Source organism: Cognatundibacterium squillarum (assembly GCF_014652435.1).
Classification (GTDB): domain Bacteria; phylum Pseudomonadota; class Gammaproteobacteria; order Burkholderiales; family Burkholderiaceae_D; genus Undibacterium; species Undibacterium squillarum.
Map to the genome: position 1 here is coordinate 16,489 of NZ_BMYU01000007.1, position 17,938 is coordinate 34,426.

Annotated in this window: 14 protein-coding genes; 5 read left to right on the plus strand and 9 right to left on the minus strand. The window is 53.5% G+C overall.

Annotation, left to right across the window (positions count from 1 at the left end):
* Positions 1–32: 32 nt before the first annotated feature.
* A complete protein-coding gene (locus tag IE092_RS13540) occupies positions 33–941 on the plus strand; it encodes a LysR family transcriptional regulator (protein ID WP_189357735.1) in 909 nt (302 codons plus the stop codon).
* 77 nt (positions 942–1,018) lie between these two features.
* Positions 1,019–2,152, plus strand: coding sequence for an alpha-hydroxy acid oxidase (locus IE092_RS13545; protein WP_189357736.1), 1,134 nt, complete (start codon positions 1,019–1,021; stop codon positions 2,150–2,152).
* Positions 2,153–2,411: 259 nt separating this feature from the next.
* Here IE092_RS13545 and IE092_RS13550 read toward each other — a convergent pair whose 3' ends face one another.
* The 8 genes from IE092_RS13550 to IE092_RS13585 form a co-directional block, all read right to left on the minus strand.
* The gene (locus IE092_RS13550; protein WP_189357737.1) at positions 2,412–3,515 is read right to left on the minus strand and encodes a protein-glutamate methylesterase/protein-glutamine glutaminase; all 1,104 of its coding nucleotides are present in this window, start codon (positions 3,513–3,515) and stop codon (positions 2,412–2,414) included.
* On the minus strand, positions 3,512–4,003 hold the full coding sequence (locus tag IE092_RS13555) for a chemotaxis protein CheD (RefSeq protein ID WP_189357738.1): 492 nt from the start codon (positions 4,001–4,003) through the stop codon (positions 3,512–3,514). The genes IE092_RS13550 and IE092_RS13555 overlap by 4 nt, the downstream gene beginning before the upstream one ends.
* A gap of 25 nt (positions 4,004–4,028) precedes the next feature.
* Entirely contained in the window at positions 4,029–4,862 is an 834-nt protein-coding gene (locus IE092_RS13560) for a CheR family methyltransferase (RefSeq protein WP_189357739.1), read from the minus strand.
* Positions 4,852–5,418: a chemotaxis protein CheW gene (locus tag IE092_RS13565; protein WP_189357740.1), complete on the minus strand. Its 567-nt coding sequence runs from the start codon at positions 5,416–5,418 to the stop codon at positions 4,852–4,854. Before IE092_RS13565 ends, IE092_RS13560 begins: the two co-directional genes overlap by 11 nt.
* A 9-nt stretch (positions 5,419–5,427) precedes the next feature.
* Positions 5,428–8,097, minus strand: coding sequence for a methyl-accepting chemotaxis protein (locus IE092_RS13570; RefSeq protein WP_229793174.1), 2,670 nt, complete (start codon positions 8,095–8,097; stop codon positions 5,428–5,430).
* A gap of 59 nt (positions 8,098–8,156) precedes the next feature.
* Positions 8,157–10,373, minus strand: coding sequence for a chemotaxis protein CheA (locus IE092_RS13575; protein ID WP_189357741.1), 2,217 nt, complete (start codon positions 10,371–10,373; stop codon positions 8,157–8,159).
* Positions 10,374–10,453: 80 nt separating this feature from the next.
* Positions 10,454–10,738: an STAS domain-containing protein gene (locus IE092_RS13580; protein ID WP_189357742.1), complete on the minus strand. Its 285-nt coding sequence runs from the start codon at positions 10,736–10,738 to the stop codon at positions 10,454–10,456.
* A 9-nt stretch (positions 10,739–10,747) separates the two neighbouring features.
* Positions 10,748–11,116: a response regulator gene (locus IE092_RS13585; RefSeq protein ID WP_189357743.1), complete on the minus strand. Its 369-nt coding sequence runs from the start codon at positions 11,114–11,116 to the stop codon at positions 10,748–10,750.
* A gap of 327 nt (positions 11,117–11,443) precedes the next feature.
* On the opposite strand from IE092_RS13585, the gene IE092_RS13590 reads away from it, so the two are divergent.
* From IE092_RS13590 to IE092_RS13600, 3 genes are all read left to right on the plus strand, one after another.
* A complete protein-coding gene (locus IE092_RS13590) occupies positions 11,444–11,992 on the plus strand; it encodes a thymidine kinase (RefSeq protein ID WP_189357744.1) in 549 nt (182 codons plus the stop codon).
* Positions 11,993–12,210: 218 nt separating this feature from the next.
* Entirely contained in the window at positions 12,211–14,754 is a 2,544-nt protein-coding gene (locus IE092_RS13595; RefSeq protein WP_189357745.1) for an alkaline phosphatase D family protein, read from the plus strand.
* Positions 14,755–15,596: 842 nt separating this feature from the next.
* Entirely contained in the window at positions 15,597–16,847 is a 1,251-nt protein-coding gene (locus tag IE092_RS13600) for a nitronate monooxygenase (RefSeq protein WP_189357746.1), read from the plus strand.
* A 98-nt stretch (positions 16,848–16,945) separates the two neighbouring features.
* On the opposite strand, the gene IE092_RS13605 is transcribed toward IE092_RS13600, so the two are convergent.
* Positions 16,946–17,935: a DUF2804 domain-containing protein gene (locus IE092_RS13605; RefSeq protein ID WP_189357747.1), complete on the minus strand. Its 990-nt coding sequence runs from the start codon at positions 17,933–17,935 to the stop codon at positions 16,946–16,948.
* Between the last annotated feature and the right edge of the window lie 3 nt (positions 17,936–17,938).

Here is a 17,938-nt window from a genome sequence, read left to right on the forward strand (position 1 = left end):
TACAAAAATACAGACCATTCACGGGATCAATAATGATCGAAGCCAAGGATACCGACCTGAATCTGCTGGTGGTGTTTCAGGCGGTATATCAGGAAAGGCAGATTTCGCTGGCGGCGCGGCGGCTGGGTTTATCGCAACCCGCCATCAGTAATGCACTGGCGAGACTGCGCCGCACCCTGAATGACCCGCTGTTTGTACGCACCGCCGCCGGTATGCAGCCAACGCCCCGCGCCGAACTGTTTGCTGACAGCGTCGGCCCGGCGCTGCAGCAGATCACGGCCGCGCTGAATCAGCAGGGCGGCTTTGATCCGTCCGGTGGCATGCGGCGCTTCACGCTGGCGATGAGTGATGTCGGCGAAGTGTATTTCATGCCGGTACTGGCGGCGCGCTTGCCTGCGCTCGCGCCCGGCGTACAGATCACCACCGTACGCGCGAATACCGTCGATCTGAAAACTGAAATGGAATCGGGCAGAATTGATCTGGCACTCGGTGCGTTCGATCAGTTATCCGACGCCTGGTTTCAGAAGCGGATTTTCCGGCAATCCTATGTCTGTATGATGCGCAGCGAACATCCGCTGGCCGGTGCCGAGATGACACCGGCGGCATTCCGGCAGGCGCGGCATCTGATTGTGAACGCACGCGAAGAACCGTATCTGCGCATTAATCAGGCGCTGGAAAAAGCCGGTGTCAACATCGCTGCACAGTTGCAGGTGCCGCATTATGTGGCGGTGCCCTACATCGTGGCGCAAAGCGATTTACTGGTGACCGTCCCGCAAAAACTGGCCGAACGCGCCGCCGCACCGTTTGGCCTGTGTTACCGCAAACCACCGGTGCAGTTGCCGGATCTGTCCAGTTATCTGTTCTGGCACCGCCGCTACCAGTCTGATCCCGGCAACCAGTGGCTGCGGCAACTGATTGTGGAAACCTTTACCGAGCTGTGATGCGCAGGTACCGCAAGGTCTGACGGAACCTGCCGCACGTTCTACAATGCAAAACAGTCACCCGAACGGAGCCCTGTATGCCTGTCATTACCTGTGTTGAAGATTTGCGTCTGCTGGCAAAAAAACGTGTACCGAAAGCGTTTTACGATTATGCCGACAGCGGCTCGTACACCGAATCCACCTACCGTTCCAACAGCAGCGCGCTGGCGGATATCAAACTGCGCCAGCGGGTTGCGATCAATGTCGATCAGCGCAGCACCCGCAGCAGCCTGATCGGCCACGATGTCAGCATGCCGGTGGCGATTGCCCCGACCGGACTGACCGGTATGCAGTGGGCAAATGGTGAAATGCTGGGTGCGATGGCAGCAGAACAGTTCGGTATTCCGTTCACCTTATCCACCATGAGTATCTGTTCACTGGAAGATGTTGCCAGTATCACCACCAAACCATTCTGGTTTCAGCTGTATGTAATGCGCGACCGTGGTTTTGTGCGTGAACTGATACAGCGCGCCAAAGCCTGCGGCTGTTCAGCACTGGTACTAACGCTGGATTTACAAATCCTCGGCCAGCGGCATAAAGATTTAAAAAACGGCATGTCGGTGCCGCCACGCCTGACGCTGGCGAATTTGCTGGATCTGGCGACGAAACCAGGCTGGGCGCTGCGCGCACTCGGTGGACGTAAAACCTTTGGCAATCTGGCTGGTCACGTCAAAGGCATGGATGGCATCACTACCCTGAGCCAGTGGACCGCCAGCCAGTTTGACCCGACGCTGAACTGGGATGATGTGGCGTGGATACAGCGTGAATGGGGTGGCAAGCTGATTCTGAAAGGCATTATGGATGCGGAAGATGCGCGTATCGGTGCTTCCCTTGGGGCTGATGCAATCGTGGTCAGTAATCACGGCGGACGGCAACTGGACGGTGCACCGGCGTCGATTGATGCCTTACCGGCGATTGTGGAGGCTGCCGGTCATTTAAGCGAAATCTGGTTCGACGGCGGTATCCGCAGCGGACAGGACATCCTGAAAGCCTGCGCACTCGGTGCCAAAGGCTGCATGATAGGCCGTGCGTTTCTGTATGCACTCGGTGCAATGGGGCAGCCGGGTGTCAGCCTGATGCTGGAGATTCTGCGCAAGGAACTGGATGTCAGCATGGCCCTGACCGGTCTGCGCGATATCCGCGATGCCAGTCCCGGCATCCTGATCCGCTGAGCGCTTGCTGAACTGGTTTTGCTGCAAGCCGGAAACTGGCTTTCCGGCAGGTCTGAGCAGCACCTGATTATGCAGAAGTCCGCATCAGCACTTTGCGGGGACCCGGACTTTCTGCCGACGACCGCCGGATCGCTGTGCCGGAATCCGCATTTGAGGCATTTTCGGGCTGTTTTGGGCAGTCCACAGGCCATATCAGACGATACGGCTGCCGGTAAATCAACAAACACGAATCGTTGCGCCCGCGCCTTCAGGGAAGGCCTCAGCGGTGACGCTTGCCGTACTGACTGATCAGTCCGGCGATTTCCTGCAGCGGCACGATACGGTCAACCGCGCCATGCTTCACCGCCTCTTTCGGCATACCATACACCACACAGGTTTTTTCATCCTGCGCCAGCGTTTCCGCACCGGCCTGATGCATTTCCAGCAAACCGAGTGCGCCATCGTCCCCCATACCGGTCATGATCACGCCCAACGCATTTGCACCGGCATGTTTGGCGACTGAGCGGAACAGCACATCCACCGAGGGTTTATGGCGATTGACCGGCGGGCCATCGAAAATATCCACCTGATACTGCGCACCGTTGCGGCGTAACTGCATATGCTTGCCACCGGGCGCGACCAGCGCCAGCCCGTCCAGCACACGGTCGCCGTGCACCGCTTCGCGCACTTCGATCTGACAAATCTTATTCAGGCGGTCGGCAAAGGCGGCGGTGAATTTCTCCGGCATATGCTGCACGATCACGACCCCGGGGGCATCCGGTGGCAAGCTTCTGAGCACCACTTCCAATGCCTGCGTACCACCTGTTGATGTGCCGATTGCCACCAGTTTGTCAGTGGTGACCGTCATCGCGCCCGGCTTTTCGCGGCTTTCGGCAAAAACCGGCGGTGGCTGTAAGGAAGGTACTTTTCCGGCCGCAGCCATACCCGGCGAAGCTGTCATTGCGCGCATGCGGCGCATATCTGCCATCGCTGCTTCTCTGACCGTCTGCACCAGATCACCGGCATCGCTGGCCAGGAAATCCCGCAATCCCTGCTTAGGTTTAGTGACAACGGCTACCGCACCGGCAGCCATCGCCTGCACCGAAGTAGCGGCCCCTTTTTCTGTCAGAGTAGAACAAATCACCACCGGCGTCGGACGTACCGCCATCACTTGTTTAAGGAAAGTAATACCGTCCATCCGTGGCATTTCGACGTCCAGCACCACAACATCCGGCCAGTCCTGCCCCATTTTACTCATCGCAAAAATAGGATCTGCCGCCGTACCAATGACCTCAATACCCGGTTCGCGTGCCAGCACCGCCGCCAGTACCTGGCGCACTACTGCTGAATCGTCGACCAGCATGACTTTAATTTTTTTACTCATGGCAGTATCACTTTTTCCACGTGCCGCACCCAGACATCGCCGGACCAGACATCAAACATCACATTCCGGTGCCCGACTCCGCCCAGATGCTCGGTTTTGATCTGAAATCCATACTTTTCCAGCAACTGCCTGCCAACATCAATATTGCGGTCCGGAATGGTAAATACCTGTTTACCATGCGCCGGAAACTGATTGCCACCACCAAACATCTTTATTTGATAATCACGCGGCTGAGTACGACTGGCACGTATTTCCTGCATAAACAGCGCCAGTGCGTCTTCCGCATACTTTCCATCCAGTTCGTGCGCAGCATCCTTCTTTCTGAACGGCAGCATGTAATGACACATGCCCCCGATTTTTTTTTGCGGATGCCACATCGTAATCGCGACACAGGAGCCCAGCAGCGTTCGTATCCGGGTATCTGCATCACCAAAGTAAAATTCTCCGGGTTGCAAAAATATATCAATCAGAAAATCGGGCGTACTCATCGCTGACCTCTGTGCCGTTGCCGGTTCAGATCTCCCGTTGATAAACAGATGGGAACAGCATCTTCAGCTCATTACTGACGCCATTCAGCGTTTCGGAATGGGAAACCAGCAAATATCCGCCCGGCTTCAGATGCGGCAGCATGTGGCGTAACAGTTTTTGCTTAGTCGGCAAGTCAAAATAAATCATGACGTTGCGTAAAAAAATCAGATCAAATTCACCGAGCGAAGGCGGTAAAGGCTGAATCAGATTTACGGACAGAAAATTAACCCTTTGCCTGAGCACAGGATCAATCATAAAAAAATCTTCATATTCCTCTTTACCGCGCAGGCAAAATCGCTTCAGCATAGCCGGCGGAATTTTCTCCGCTGCCTGCATTGGATACAAGCCCAAACGGGCTTTTTCCAGCATACGCTCGGAAATATCGGTACCGGTAATTTCCCAGCGACTGAGTCTGCCCTGATCCGCAATCACCATTGCCGCGGTATAGGCTTCCTCGCCGCTGGAACTGGCCGCACTCCAGATACGGAAACTGCTGTTGCCACGTATTCCGTCAATCACTTCCCGCAGAAATTCAAAATGCCGTGGTTCACGAAAAAAATAGGTTTCGTTGGTCGTCAGCAAATCCAGTGCGAGCCTGGTTTCCTCTTCATAACCCGGCCGCCCGAGCAGGCTGAAATACTGCTGATAATGCGCCAGCTGTAAACGGCGCAGCCGGTTTTCCAGGCGGCCCATCACCATTGCCTGCTTACCGTCCTTTAAAGCGATACCGGTACGTTCGTACAGGAAGCGGCATATCCAGTCAAATTCCTGTGCCGACAATTCAAGCACCGGCTTACCGCGTAAATTTTCAGCTCTCATACTCCCGCTCCTGCGTTCCGGCAAGATGCTTACTGAGACTGGACATTTCATCAACCGATAACACTTGCGCCAGATTCAGCAGGACGATAAAACGCCCCTGATGCCTGGCCATACCGGCAATGAAATCCGGTCTGACTCTGGCACCGAAAGAAGGTGGCGGTTCTATGTCCTGCCCCGGGATTTCCACCACTTCATTCACGGCGTCCACCATCACACCCATCGCCTGCACCTGATTTTCCTGCTCCTCACCGGACTCAATGATGATAATGCTGGTGCGTCGGGCCACGACAGTCAGTTCGCGGCCAAAGCGGGCATTCAGGTCCACCACCGGCACCACCTTGCCGCGCAAGTTAATCACCCCGCGTATAAACGGCGGCATCATCGGCACTTCGGTTAAATCTCCGAACTGGATGATCTCCCTGATCGGCAAAATCGGGATAGAAAACACTTCTCCCGACAACATAAAGGTCAGATACTGCGCGCTGTCATCCGGCATCCTGGCGTCATGCACTGCCACACCGGATGCTGCCATCCCTGTTGCTGCAAGCGTTCCCATAGCAGTCTCCTAGAAACGCTCAAACTTCGCTTCATCAAAATGTGCAGCAGTCACATTACGCGCCCGGCGCTCATGTCTGGCGGCGCGCAAAGGTTGCACCACATCATGATCGCTGCGCAAGTTATCCTGATTGATGCGGAAGAAACTGACCAGCTCCTTCAACTGTTCAGCCTGACTGGTCATTTCTTCTGCTGTCGCCGCCAGTTCTTCACTGGACGACGCATTTTGCTGAGTGATCTGATTCATCTGATTCATCGCGGTATTGATCTGACCAACACCGGCCGATTGTTCCTGCGATGCAGCGGCGATTTCCTGCACCAGATCCGAAGTACGCCCGATACCCGGCACGATTTCATCAATCAGTTCACCGGCACGTTCTGCGGTTTTGACACTGCCGCTGGCCAGATCGCCGATTTCTTTGGCTGCAACCTGGCTGCGCTCAGCCAGTTTACGAACCTCTGCCGCTACCACCGCAAAACCTTTACCATGCTCACCGGCACGCGCTGCCTCGATCGCTGCATTCAGCGCCAGCATATTGGTCTGATAAGCGATGTCGTCAATAATGCCGATACGCGAAGCGATATCATTCATGGCACTGACCGTATGTTTGACTGCTTCGCCACCTTCCTGTGCTTCACGCGCTGCTTTTCCGGCAATGCCATCCGTCACTTTGGCATTTTCTGCATTCTGGTTAATACCGGCAGCCATCTGTTCAATGCTGGCGGAGGTTTCTTCCACGCTGGCCGCCTGCTCACTGGCAGCCTGCGACAGCGACTGGGATGTGGCACTGACCTGCTCTGCGGCATTCGACAAAGCATCTGTCGAGTTAATGACATCCGTCACAATCTGCGACAGTTTCCCTACCGTCAGATTTGCTGCCTGCTTCAGATCATTGAATGCGCCGTGAAATTCGCGGTCTATGGTCTGGGTCAGATCACCATTCGCAATCGCCCCGAGCACGCGCTGAATTTCGCTGAGCCCGGTGTCACTGGCTACCATGAGGGTATTGATATCATGTCCGAGTTTCTGGAAGAAGCCCTGCTTACCCTCTTCCACAACTCTGGCCTTGAAATTGCCGCGGGAAGCCTGCTCGACGATGGCACTGACTTCTTTTTCGATCGCGACTTCCTCAGTTCTGTCCTTCCATTCCACAACACTGCCCAGACGTTCACCTTTGTCTGAAATGACAGGGTTAGCGGACAATGCAAATGTACGTCCGCCAATCTGGATTTCGGCACGGTGATTATTATTGAATGTGGACAGCATATGCGCCTGATGCGCAGGATTTTTATGGAACTGATCGATATTGGTTCCCAGCAAACGCGCAGCGCTGAAATTATGCAGGGATTTACGAATATCATTTTCAGCTGCACGCAGCATATCGGAAACAGATTTATTCAGATAAATAATGTTTCTGTCATTATCAGCAATCATCACATTGGTGGAGCAGTTATCCAGCGCAATTTTGATACGCAGATTTTCTTTGGCGACTGCGTCTGCTTCCTCCATGCGATTTTTAATATTTCCCACCATCGCAATCAGATTCGCGGAAATACTGCTGATGTCATTCTCCCGCAACGCCAGTTCGGCGGAAAAATCACCTGACGACACCTTGCTGGCAAATTCCACCACCAGCGCCGGCTCCTGGCCAACCTGTAAAATGATAATCCGTATCATTATGAATGCCAGCACCACCACAATCAGAAACAGCAGTAAGCAGGCGCCCACCATTTTCAAACGCAGTGCTTTCTGCTCAGCCAGGCGGTCTTCGGTCCGCTGTGCTGCGACTTTCAGTAAAGCTTGTTCCAGTTCATGTACTGCATCAATCGCCGCAGACAGCTTTACTGAGTATTCACGCGGATCATAATCGAATCGACTGTTGTCCAGAATTTGCTCTGACACCAGCCTGCTGGTTTCGGCCAGTTTCTGATTCTGATCAGTGAAGCGGGCCCCGATCTGTTCTTTATATTGCGGCGCTACCGCAATCAGTTTGTTATAGATTCTTTCACTGCGCTTATTTCCCTCAACAATGATGGAATACAACTCCGCTGACTTATTTCTGTCTTTTTCACTGAGCGCTTTTGCATTGAGTATATCCTGCCCCATGGATCGTACCTTGCGCACGTCTTCGGTCATACGTATCACGCTATCCGTCGTCAGTGCACCCAGATAAAATGTCGCAGGATCGTTACTAAGTATCAGGTTAGAGTTATCGGTCACCTTATCGATCAGCTGAAATGCTTGCGTAATTATCGCCAGATGGCGTGCCCGGTTTTCGTCAAGTTTGATGCGCTCCGCATCCGCCTGCAGGGCGGTCCAGCTTTGCTTGAGCTGACCAACATTCTCTTCAATTTTCAACACCTCGTGCTGGCGTGCTGCCACCACAAGCTGATCCAGCAATGCCGTCATTTCCTGCGCGGTTGCATCGCGCTGACTGCGCATTTCACTTTGCCCCAGAATGACCAGTGTATTCATGCCGGCATGGCGCTGTGCCAGCTGTATGGTTTTTGCCAGTAAAGGCATGGTCGTGATGCCGGACTGCTCATGCGCGGTTGCCTGAATATCGCTGTTGATACCATGTACATACAGAGAAAGTGGCAAACCAAACAGCACGACTACGAATATTCCTACGAGGGCAAATTTCTGCCACATTTTCAGTGATTCAATCAGCGATTTCATTTGCGCTTCCTTTCTCTTATACAGGCGTATTTCCCGAATCTGATATTTCCCCGTGTATTTCAGTTTTCCCTAATCAGCGGCAATGCCGCCGGACTACTCTGCAAAAATTGCTGCTCCTGCTTTTTAGAATGCTGCAGCATCGCCGCCACACTGAGTATCAGTGCAACCTGCCCGCTGCCCAGAATGGTCGATCCGCCTATGCCCTGCACATGCTGAAACAGGCGGCCCAGTGGCTTGATGACCGTTTGAAATTCTCCCATCAGCCTGTCCACTACCAGCCCGGCTTTTTCCCCGCCGTAGCCAACCACAACCACATTCTGACGCCGTGGCAATGGCATCTGAATATCAAATAACTGACGTAAGCGTATATACGGCAACACTTCTCCGCGTAAGTCCATGTAATCCTGCTGCAAGCCATCCTGTGGCAACTCCAGACATTCGATAACATGATCCAGCGGCACCACGAATGCAGATTCGCCGACTTCCACCAGAAACCCGTCAATAATCGCGAGGGTCAGCGGTAAGCGCAGACGCATGGTGGTGCCGACACCCATCTCAGAATCAATTTCGATTACACCACGCAGCGACTGCACATTTTTCTTGACCACATCCATACCGACGCCGCGGCCGGACAAACTGGATACTTGCTCAGCGGTGGAAAAACCCGGCTCAAAAATCAGTTCAAAAATTTCTTTTTCACTCAGCACCGTATCGCGCTCTATCAGACCGCGCTCGATCGCACGTGCCAGAATTTTGTCTTTATTCAGGCCGCCACCGTCGTCACTGACTTCAATCACGATGCTGCCGGATTCATGATAAGCATGCAGTTTCAGGGTTCCCTGTGCCGGTTTGCCGCGTGCTTCCCGCACTGCAACCGGTTCGATGCCATGATCCATAGAATTACGTACCAGATGCATCAGCGGATCACCGATCTTCTCGACCACAGATTTATCCACCTCGGTTTCGCCACCGGTAATATCCAGCACAATATCTTTGCCCAGCTCCAGACTGACATCACGCACCACGCGCTGAAAGCGGCTGAAGGTCGTGCCAATCGGCACCATGCGCAACTGCAGTGCGCTGTCACGCACTTCTTCGACCAGCCGCATGACCTCGCTGGTGGCTTCCGTCATACTTTCATCATGCAATTTGCTGGCACGCAGATTGGCCCCTGCACCCGCAATCACCAGTTCGCCGACCAGATCTATCAGTTTGTCCAGTCGCTCCGCATCGACACGGATGCTCTGGCGCTCCCGGGCTTTTTGCTCCTTAACCTGCTGCTGTTTGTGCAGTGCTGCATCCACCAGCGGTGCCTGTATCAGTTCTTCTCTGACCAGAATTTCACCGATATGCGGATTTTTTTGCCCGCCATGACTTTGCTCTCTTTGCCGGGATTGCTTCTGCAGACAGGATTCCAGTTCATGGCGTGTCAGTACGCCGCTTTTTACAAGAATCTCACCCAGCATTTCATGGTCTTCAGACAGCCCCTTAATAATCTCTATGTATTCATCTACACGGCTATTTGGCGCAATAATGCGTATCGTGCTGTCATCGCGCACAAACTCAAACACACTTTCAATGGCTTCTTTGGTCGCTGCACTCTTCAGGACAATTTCAAATCCCAGATAGCAAGTCTCAGCATCCATCTGTGGCAGTTCAGGAACTGCAGTAATGATGGTGCTTAAATGCACCACGTCGCCGACTGTACTCAGATAACGGATGAATGACAGAGGGTCCATCCCGTTGCGCAGGCAATCCGGACCAAATCGCAGCGACAAATACCAGTTTCCCGAATCCACCGCAGCCTGCGCTCCGGCAATCGGCTGAATATCCGGCTGATGTTCGGCAACATGCGCGTTAGCGCCCGCTTTTCCATCCATGAATTGCTGTAAAGCGTGCTGAAGTTCAGCGCCATGCTCAGCCAGCTCAGGCGGGTCCTGTAATCGTCCTGCAGCTATCCCGTCGATCAGCGCCATCAGGTGATCACGACATGGCAAGAGAACCGCAATCAGACCACTGCTGACCTGAATCTCGCCGTCCCGCATCTGATCCAGCAGACTTTCCAGCGTATGAGTAAATTTGACGATGTGATCAATGCCGAACAGACCGGCAGAGCCTTTGATGGTATGTGCCGCACGGAAGATCGCATTCACAGCGTCTGCCGGACTGTCACTGTGCTCCAGATTCAGTAACAGCTCTTCCATGTCTTGCAGCAGATCACGGCTTTCTGCAACGAAAGTCTCCAGCGCTGCCTGCATTTCACTGTCAAAGCTCATTCCCACCTCCGTTTGCAGAACTGCATTCGATGGAAAAAGCGATCGCACTCCGGCAATCGCCCTGTCTTTTACAACCGGGTTCAGTGCACCAGAACGACAGGATCACCAAACCAGGCCGTCAGATTGGTGAACTCAAGTATTTCGAGCACAGGTTTGCTGTGCATGACAAAGCGCAGTCGCTTATTCAGCTTGTGCGCTTCTTTTTTCAGTACGATCAGAATCTGCAAGCCCGCTGAATCAATTTCTGTCACGGCAGACAAATCCAGCTCCAGATCATCGTCGCTGTAAAGAAAACTTTGCAGACGCTGTTTCTCCTGCGCAGCGGTGTAAATCGTCAGTTCGCCTTCCACCAGGGTAGCTTGCATGACGCACTCCTAAGGCAGAATCAGTTTGGAAACAGCGGCCAGCATTTGTGCAGGCTGGAAAGGTTTGACAACCCAGGCTTTTGCGCCGGCGGCTTGTCCGGCCTGTTTTTTCGTTTCCTGGGATTCGGTGGTCAGCATGATCACTGGGGTGAATTTATAAGCCGGCAGTTTTTTGACTTCAGTGACAAAGGTAATGCCATCCATATTCGGCATATTGACGTCAGAGATGATTAAATGCACTTTCTGGCCAGTCAACTTTTTGAGCGCGTCACTGCCGTCTATCCCTTCAATCACAGTATAGCCGGCACCACGTAATGCAATACCGACAACCTGACGCACAGAGGCAGAATCATCTACAACCAATATGGTCTTGGACATACCATATCCTTTCCTGACGATACACATCGACGATGAAGAAACCAACAAAGCCTGATACCGGGGATACTGCTGACAGATTTTTAATCTGACAATGAAGTGTTGTTTCTTCATCATAGCGCAATCTTTTAACAAACAACATGACTATCCGGTGTTTTTTGTTCATGTTTGTGACGAAATGTGTGAGATTCTTCACATTGGTAAATTCGCCATCAGCACAAACATTTCCAAAAAGAAATTATTCTGAGAGCGGCTTAGCAAAGCAGGCGCTGCGGCTTACAATACCGGTTTTCCTCCGCGTTCCGGCGTTCTATCAGCAGGGTGATGTAATTGGCTAAACTGTATTTCAGATATTCGGCAATGAATGCCGGTAAATCCACTGCCTTACTGCAAGTGGCACATAACTATGAAGAGCAGGGACAGAATGTGTTTCTGTACACTGCCGCAATTGATCACCGATACGGCGTCGGCAAAGTCACATCGCGGCTCGGCCCGCAGCGTGATGCAGCAACCTTTGACGGCCAGTTTGATTTTTTCGCGCAGGCACCGGATGTCAGCTGCATTCTGGTTGATGAGGCGCAGTTCCTGACGGCAGATCAGGTACGCCAGTTACACAAGCTGGCGCATGTGCGCGGCATTCCGGTGATTTGCTACGGCCTGCGCAGCGATTTCCTCGGCGAACCGTTTTCCGGTTCCACCTATCTGATGGCGCTGTCTGACACCATTGAAGAACTGAAAAACATTTGCACCTGCGGAAAAAAAGCAACCATGAATATCCGCGTCAGTGAGCAGGGGCAGCGCATCACCGAAGGCGCGCAGATTGATATCGGTGGCAACGAACGTTACCAGCATGTCTGCGGCCGCTGTTTTTATAAATAAACTTATTAACATTCAATAAAACAGGCATCCGGGTTACCGCTTGCCTGTTTTATTTTTTAGTTTCTGTAAATAGAAGAATTCCTCTAGAGCTTTTGTCATCAGGCGGAAACATCCGCCACCTATCGTTTTCTGATTTGCACTATTGTCCGTATCTGTCCTTGCTCACAAGAAAAAGAAGCAAGTGGCATATACAACAATAAATCAGGAGATAAACCCAGATGGATCGTCGTCAGTTTCTGAAATACAGTGGCTTTTTCACTGTGTCCGTTGCCAGCACCGCACTGACCGCTTGCGGTGGCAGCAGCAATAACACAGATACCACAACCGCAGCCCTGCCTGCCGCTAGCGGTGGCAGCTGGATTTTCCCGCAAAGTATTGCTTCCGGCGATCCGCGTCCGGACAGCGTGGTGCTGTGGACCCGCGTGGTACCGGCCAGCGCCGGTATCGCCAGCGTTGCCGCAGCCGGTAACGATGTCAGCATCCGTCTGGTAGTGACTGCAGCCGATAACAGCAGCGCACTGGGCAGCAATGCTGCACTCAGCGGTACGGCTGTGGTCGATACCCGTTTGCCGGTACTGGCCAGCTTTGATAACACCGTCCGCAACAAAGTGACCGGCCTGCAGCCGGGCACCGTGTATTTCTATCAGTTTGTTGCCGGTGATGTGCGTTCGAATGTCGGCCGTTTCAAAACTGCACCGGCAGCCGGTGCTGACTTATCGCAACTGCAGTTTGCGTATCTGACATGTCAGGACTGGAGCGTCAACCACTGGGGCGCGTTTGATTACATCGCGAAAAATGAAAATCTGGATTTCGTCGTGCATCTCGGTGACTACGTGTACGAAACCGTCGGTGCTTCGTTCCAGACCGGCAGCGTGGAAGCACGTCATACCGCATTGCAATTGCCGGACGGTACGGTACTGAACGATGCGAACGGTAAAGCGACAACAGCGAAGTACGCCACCACCACCAACGATTACCGCTATCTGTACAAAATGTACCGCAGCGATCCGCGTCTGCAAGCAGTGCATGAGCGCTTTGCGATGATCGCAACCTGGGATGACCACGAATTTTCTGATGATGCATGGCAGGATGCGGTCACCTACGAAAACAATAGTCTGGACAGCGCCGGCAACAATGTCCGCAATACCACCCGCCGCCGCTCTGCGAATCAGGCATGGTTTGAATACATGCCAGCGGATGTGAATCTGGATAATGCGAATACCACGTTCCAGAACATCCAGATTTACCGCGACTTCCAGTTCGGTAAGCTGATGCAACTGGTGATGACGGATGAACGTCTGTACCGTACCGATCACGTCGTACCGGAAAACCTGATGAATCCGGCGACCGGCAAACCGCTGAACAGCAGCCTCGGTTCCCGTTACATCGTGCCGAAAGATGTGTTCGATGCGCTCGAAGGCCAGAAAGTCACTGCGGCCACCGCAATGACCGGCAATCCGCTGACCAACACCTCCATGCTTGGTAAAACGCAGCGCGACTGGTGGAAAGGCAAAATGTCTGCCGCCACCGCCACATGGAAAGTCTGGGGCAATGAAGTATCGCTGCTGCGCATGGGCCTGAACGGCACCGATGCAATTGCTACCCTGATCGCACTGAACTCTGTATCGACACTGGCCAGCAGTATCACCGGCGCGCTGGCGAATCCCGCGCTGCAAGGCAATGTACTGGTCGCATCTGCACTGGTTGCTGCGGTGACTGCCGGTGCCAGCCAGCAAGTCGCTGCCGGTGCCGGTATTGCGATTGCCACCGCCGATGCGATGTCCGGCAATCCACTGAGCGCCGCAACTTCCGCCGGTCTGACCGCAACACAGGCAGGTATTGCCGTGGCTGCTTACAATGCCGCCAAAACCGCTGCACCGGCTGGTACAGCAACGCAGGTCGGCGCTGCGGCGCAGACCATCGCATTCGGTTTCATCAAACCGGATGTACAGGCGAATAAACAGAATTCCCAGTTCGTGATTGCATCCGGCCAGCAAGCTGCGCTGTCTTCGTTCTTCACACGCTTCCTGCTGAACTGCGATCAGTGGGATGGTTATAACGCAGAACGTAAAGCGCTGATGCAATTCCTGCAGACTTCCAAAATCAGCAACGTGGTCGCGATTACCGGTGATATTCACGGCTTCTTTGCCGGTACCGTCAACACCGATTTTGATGCAGCGAACGGCGGCACACCGGTGATGGTGGATCTGGTCAGCGCCGGTATCAGCTCCGATTCTTTCTTCACTTATCTGAAAGACGGCGCAGGTTCCACCGGTCTGGCAACCATCATTTTCTGGCCGCTGACAATTCCGGTACCGAACATCGGCAACGTCACGATCAACGTCAATCTGCTGGATTACACCATGGGCAAAGCAGCACCGACGGTGGATGATCTGGCGGAACAAATCCGCGTGCAACTGACCGGCGCACTGGCCGCCAAAGGTGTACCGGAAGGCGCAACCCTGACCGGCACCGTCGCTGCAGTACTGGCGGGTCTGAAAACCAACAGCGATTTCAACACCAGTCTGGTCGGTCTGGCGCAGCAATTGTCGGCACTCAACAGCAACCCGTGGATGAAGCATATCAACGCCGATGCACAGGGCTATACCGTGGTGACACTGACACCGGGCAAGCTGGTTGCGCAGTTCAAGCAAGTCAATAAGCTGGTGAACACCGGCAGCATGACTGCACCGGCGAATGTGATTGCGCGTATCACCACCGCCACCGTAAATGCCGGAACTGCCGGTCTGACACTGAGCTGATCCTGACCATCAGAAACAGCGAGCTGCCTTCGCAGCCGCTGATTCTGCAATGACAGCAATCCAGCACCGCCTCCGGCCACCGGAGTGCGGTGTTTTTTATTGTGCGCTGTCTGCCGCTCTGCCATCCGTCTGCCTGTCTTCACTGATGCCGCAGCCTCTGAAAAACCGGTTTTCGGGCTGAAAATGCCTGAAATGCGGAGTTCAGCACAGCGATGCGGCGGTCGTCGGCAGAAAGTCCGGGCCTCCGAAAATGACAAATGACGATGTCTGCACAATTGATCAGGTTGCGCTGCGGCAGATGCAGGCGAGGATAACTTGCGATTTACCCACAGACTCAGCCGCCGCATTTTCGGCATCTGTGTTCCACCGGTGACACAGGAATCGCAGCCATCCGGCGCTTTTCATCAGCCTGACACAGTCCGCAGGCACACTGGCTGAAATGCAGAATCCGTATATTGCGATGCAACAATGCGGTTGATCCCTGTCAATCCTGTGTGAAAAAAACGAAAAAAATGCCTTTCCGGGCATGCCAGAAAGTCAGCATTTTTTCAAGCGCAGGGCTTTGCGAATTTTAGAGAATTCAATCTAACGCCACCTAATTTATGGCTTACTGAATTCAATTGCAGGCAACGTAAAAACATAGCAATAAATACAACATCAAATAACAATGTTTTTTAACGAAATTTGATTATCAAAAACACCATTACACACTCTGAAATTATTCCCGCATCCCCCTGCGACTGGCTTACAATCTTGGGCGCTGTCCGTCTGACGGATAGTCTTACCGTGTGCCAGGGGCCTGCAAACGGGGGGAGATCAGGCCCGTTGTGTCAAGGAAAGCAATGAAACGTTTAGATGATTTCCGCCTGAAGTTAGGCAAAGATGAACTGGTTCCTATCATGATTGGTGGGATGGGTGTCGATATTTCCACCGCAGAACTGGCACTGGTTGCCGCACGTCTGGGCGGTATCGGTCATATCTCGGATGCCATGGTGCACGATGTTTCAGACCGCCGCTTTGACACCAGCTATATCAAAGAAAAAACCCGTCAGTACAAGTACAACATCAATAACTCGGACAAATCCGAGGTGAAATTTGATCTGGCCCATCTCGCAGAAGCCACCCGTTTGCATGTGGGTAAAACCATGGAAGCGAAACAGGGCAGCGGCATGATTTTCGTGAACTGCATGGAAAAGCTCACGATGAATGCACCGAAAGAAACCCTGAAAGTGCGTCTGGAAGCCGCGCTGGATGCGGGCATCGACGGCATCACCATGAGCGCCGGTCTGCACCTGGGTTCGTTCGCGCTGATCGCTGACCATCCGCGTTTCCGCGAAGCCAAGCTCGGCATCATCGTTTCTTCGCTGCGCGCACTGCAATTATTCCTGCGTAAAAACGCGAAGCTGAACCGTTTGCCGGATTACGTCATCGTTGAAGGCCCGCTGGCCGGCGGCCATCTGGGCTTCGGTATGGACTGGGCGGAATACGATCTGCAAACCATCATCACCGAAATCCACCACTGGCTGAAAGAAGAAAAACTGGATATTCCGCTGATCGCAGCGGGCGGTATTTTCACCGGCAGCGATGCGGTGTCTTTCCTCGAAAACGGCGCGGCCGGTGTGCAGGTGGCAACCCGCTTCACCGTCACCAAAGAATGCGGTCTGCCGGACAAAGTCAAACAGGAATACTTCAAAGCCAGCGAAGACGATATTCAGGTCAACCAGATTTCCCCGACCGGCTATCCTATGCGTATGCTGAAAAACACACCGGCCATCGGTGACGGCATTCGTCCGGGCTGCGAATCTTACGGTTATCTGCTGGATGGCAACGGTAACTGCGCTTACATCACTTCGTATAACCGCGAAGTGGCGGCGCATCCGGATGCGAAAAAAATCAGCGTGATGGACAAAACCTGTCTGTGTACTCACATGCGCAATTTCAATTGCTGGACTTGCGGTCATCTGACTTACAAACTGAAAGACACCACCAATAAACTGGAAGATGGTTCATATCAGATTCTGAGTGCAGAACATGTGTTCAAAGATTATCAGTTCAGCACGAATAACCAGATCGCACTGCCTGAAAAAGAATAAGCCGCTTTCCGGCCTGCATCAGACAAAACGCCCGGCAACAATTCCTGTGCCGGGCGTTTTTGTTGATGCCGCAATTCAGCGCATCATAGCGCTGATGCTCACCAGCGCGAAAAATGGTTCTCAGTCACGCCGACCAGATTTTTCACTTCGCGCCACGGCTTATCTTTCGCCGCCCTCACCCTTCCGTTAAACACGCCTATCGGTTGCTGATAACGGCTGGCGGCAATAATCAGATTCTTGTCTTCGGCGCGCACGCCTTCCGGCTGAAACACCAGATCAATCAAGCCATCTTCACTGGTAATCAGCCATGCCTGCTCCGGCTGTTCCGCCTGAAACTGAAAACGTACCGCACCCAGCGCAATCAGATTGCCATCCAGCCACAACACATTTTCCTGCTCACCCAGATAACCGGACTGCAGATTCCAGCCCAGCGATAAGCTGTGCGCCGACGCCCATTGCCACGCCGTTTCACGTGCCAGAAATCCCAGACTGTGATCCGTGCTGGCAATCATTTTCAGCTTCCAGAAGCGCTCTCCGACCCGTACACCGGCTTCGCAAGGCATGGCGGAGGATTTGTAGGTGGTGTGCACGGTGCCGCCTTGCGGACGCGCAATTGCGGTCATGCCGGGAACCACGTGCAGACTTTCGCCACCGGCTTCCAGTTCCCAGTCCGGAAAAATCAGGCGCAGTTTGAAGCCGTATTCATCCTGCTCATAGCGCATCGATTCGCGCCCGAATTTGAAATCGGCAAACGCGCCCGCTGCCGGATGATCCGATAAACGCGCCGTCAGCCCCGGAATGCCGTCGCGCGAGTAACTCGCAATCAGGCGTTTGGCAACGCGGTCGAACACATAGGCAAACGCGGTGTTGGTCCAGCCCACATCGACAATCGCCATCGCGCAGAATAGTTCATCGCTGGCCAGCGCGACATAATGCCAGTGCTTGCGATGGGTGCGTTCCCACCACCAGCTGCGGCGGTATTCCGCATCCAGCCTGTCATACGCAATCTGATCAGGCGCCCCGGCATAACGGCCAAACAATGGCTGACCGTGCTGATCGCAGACCGAGGGCGGCACAGTTTTCAACATACA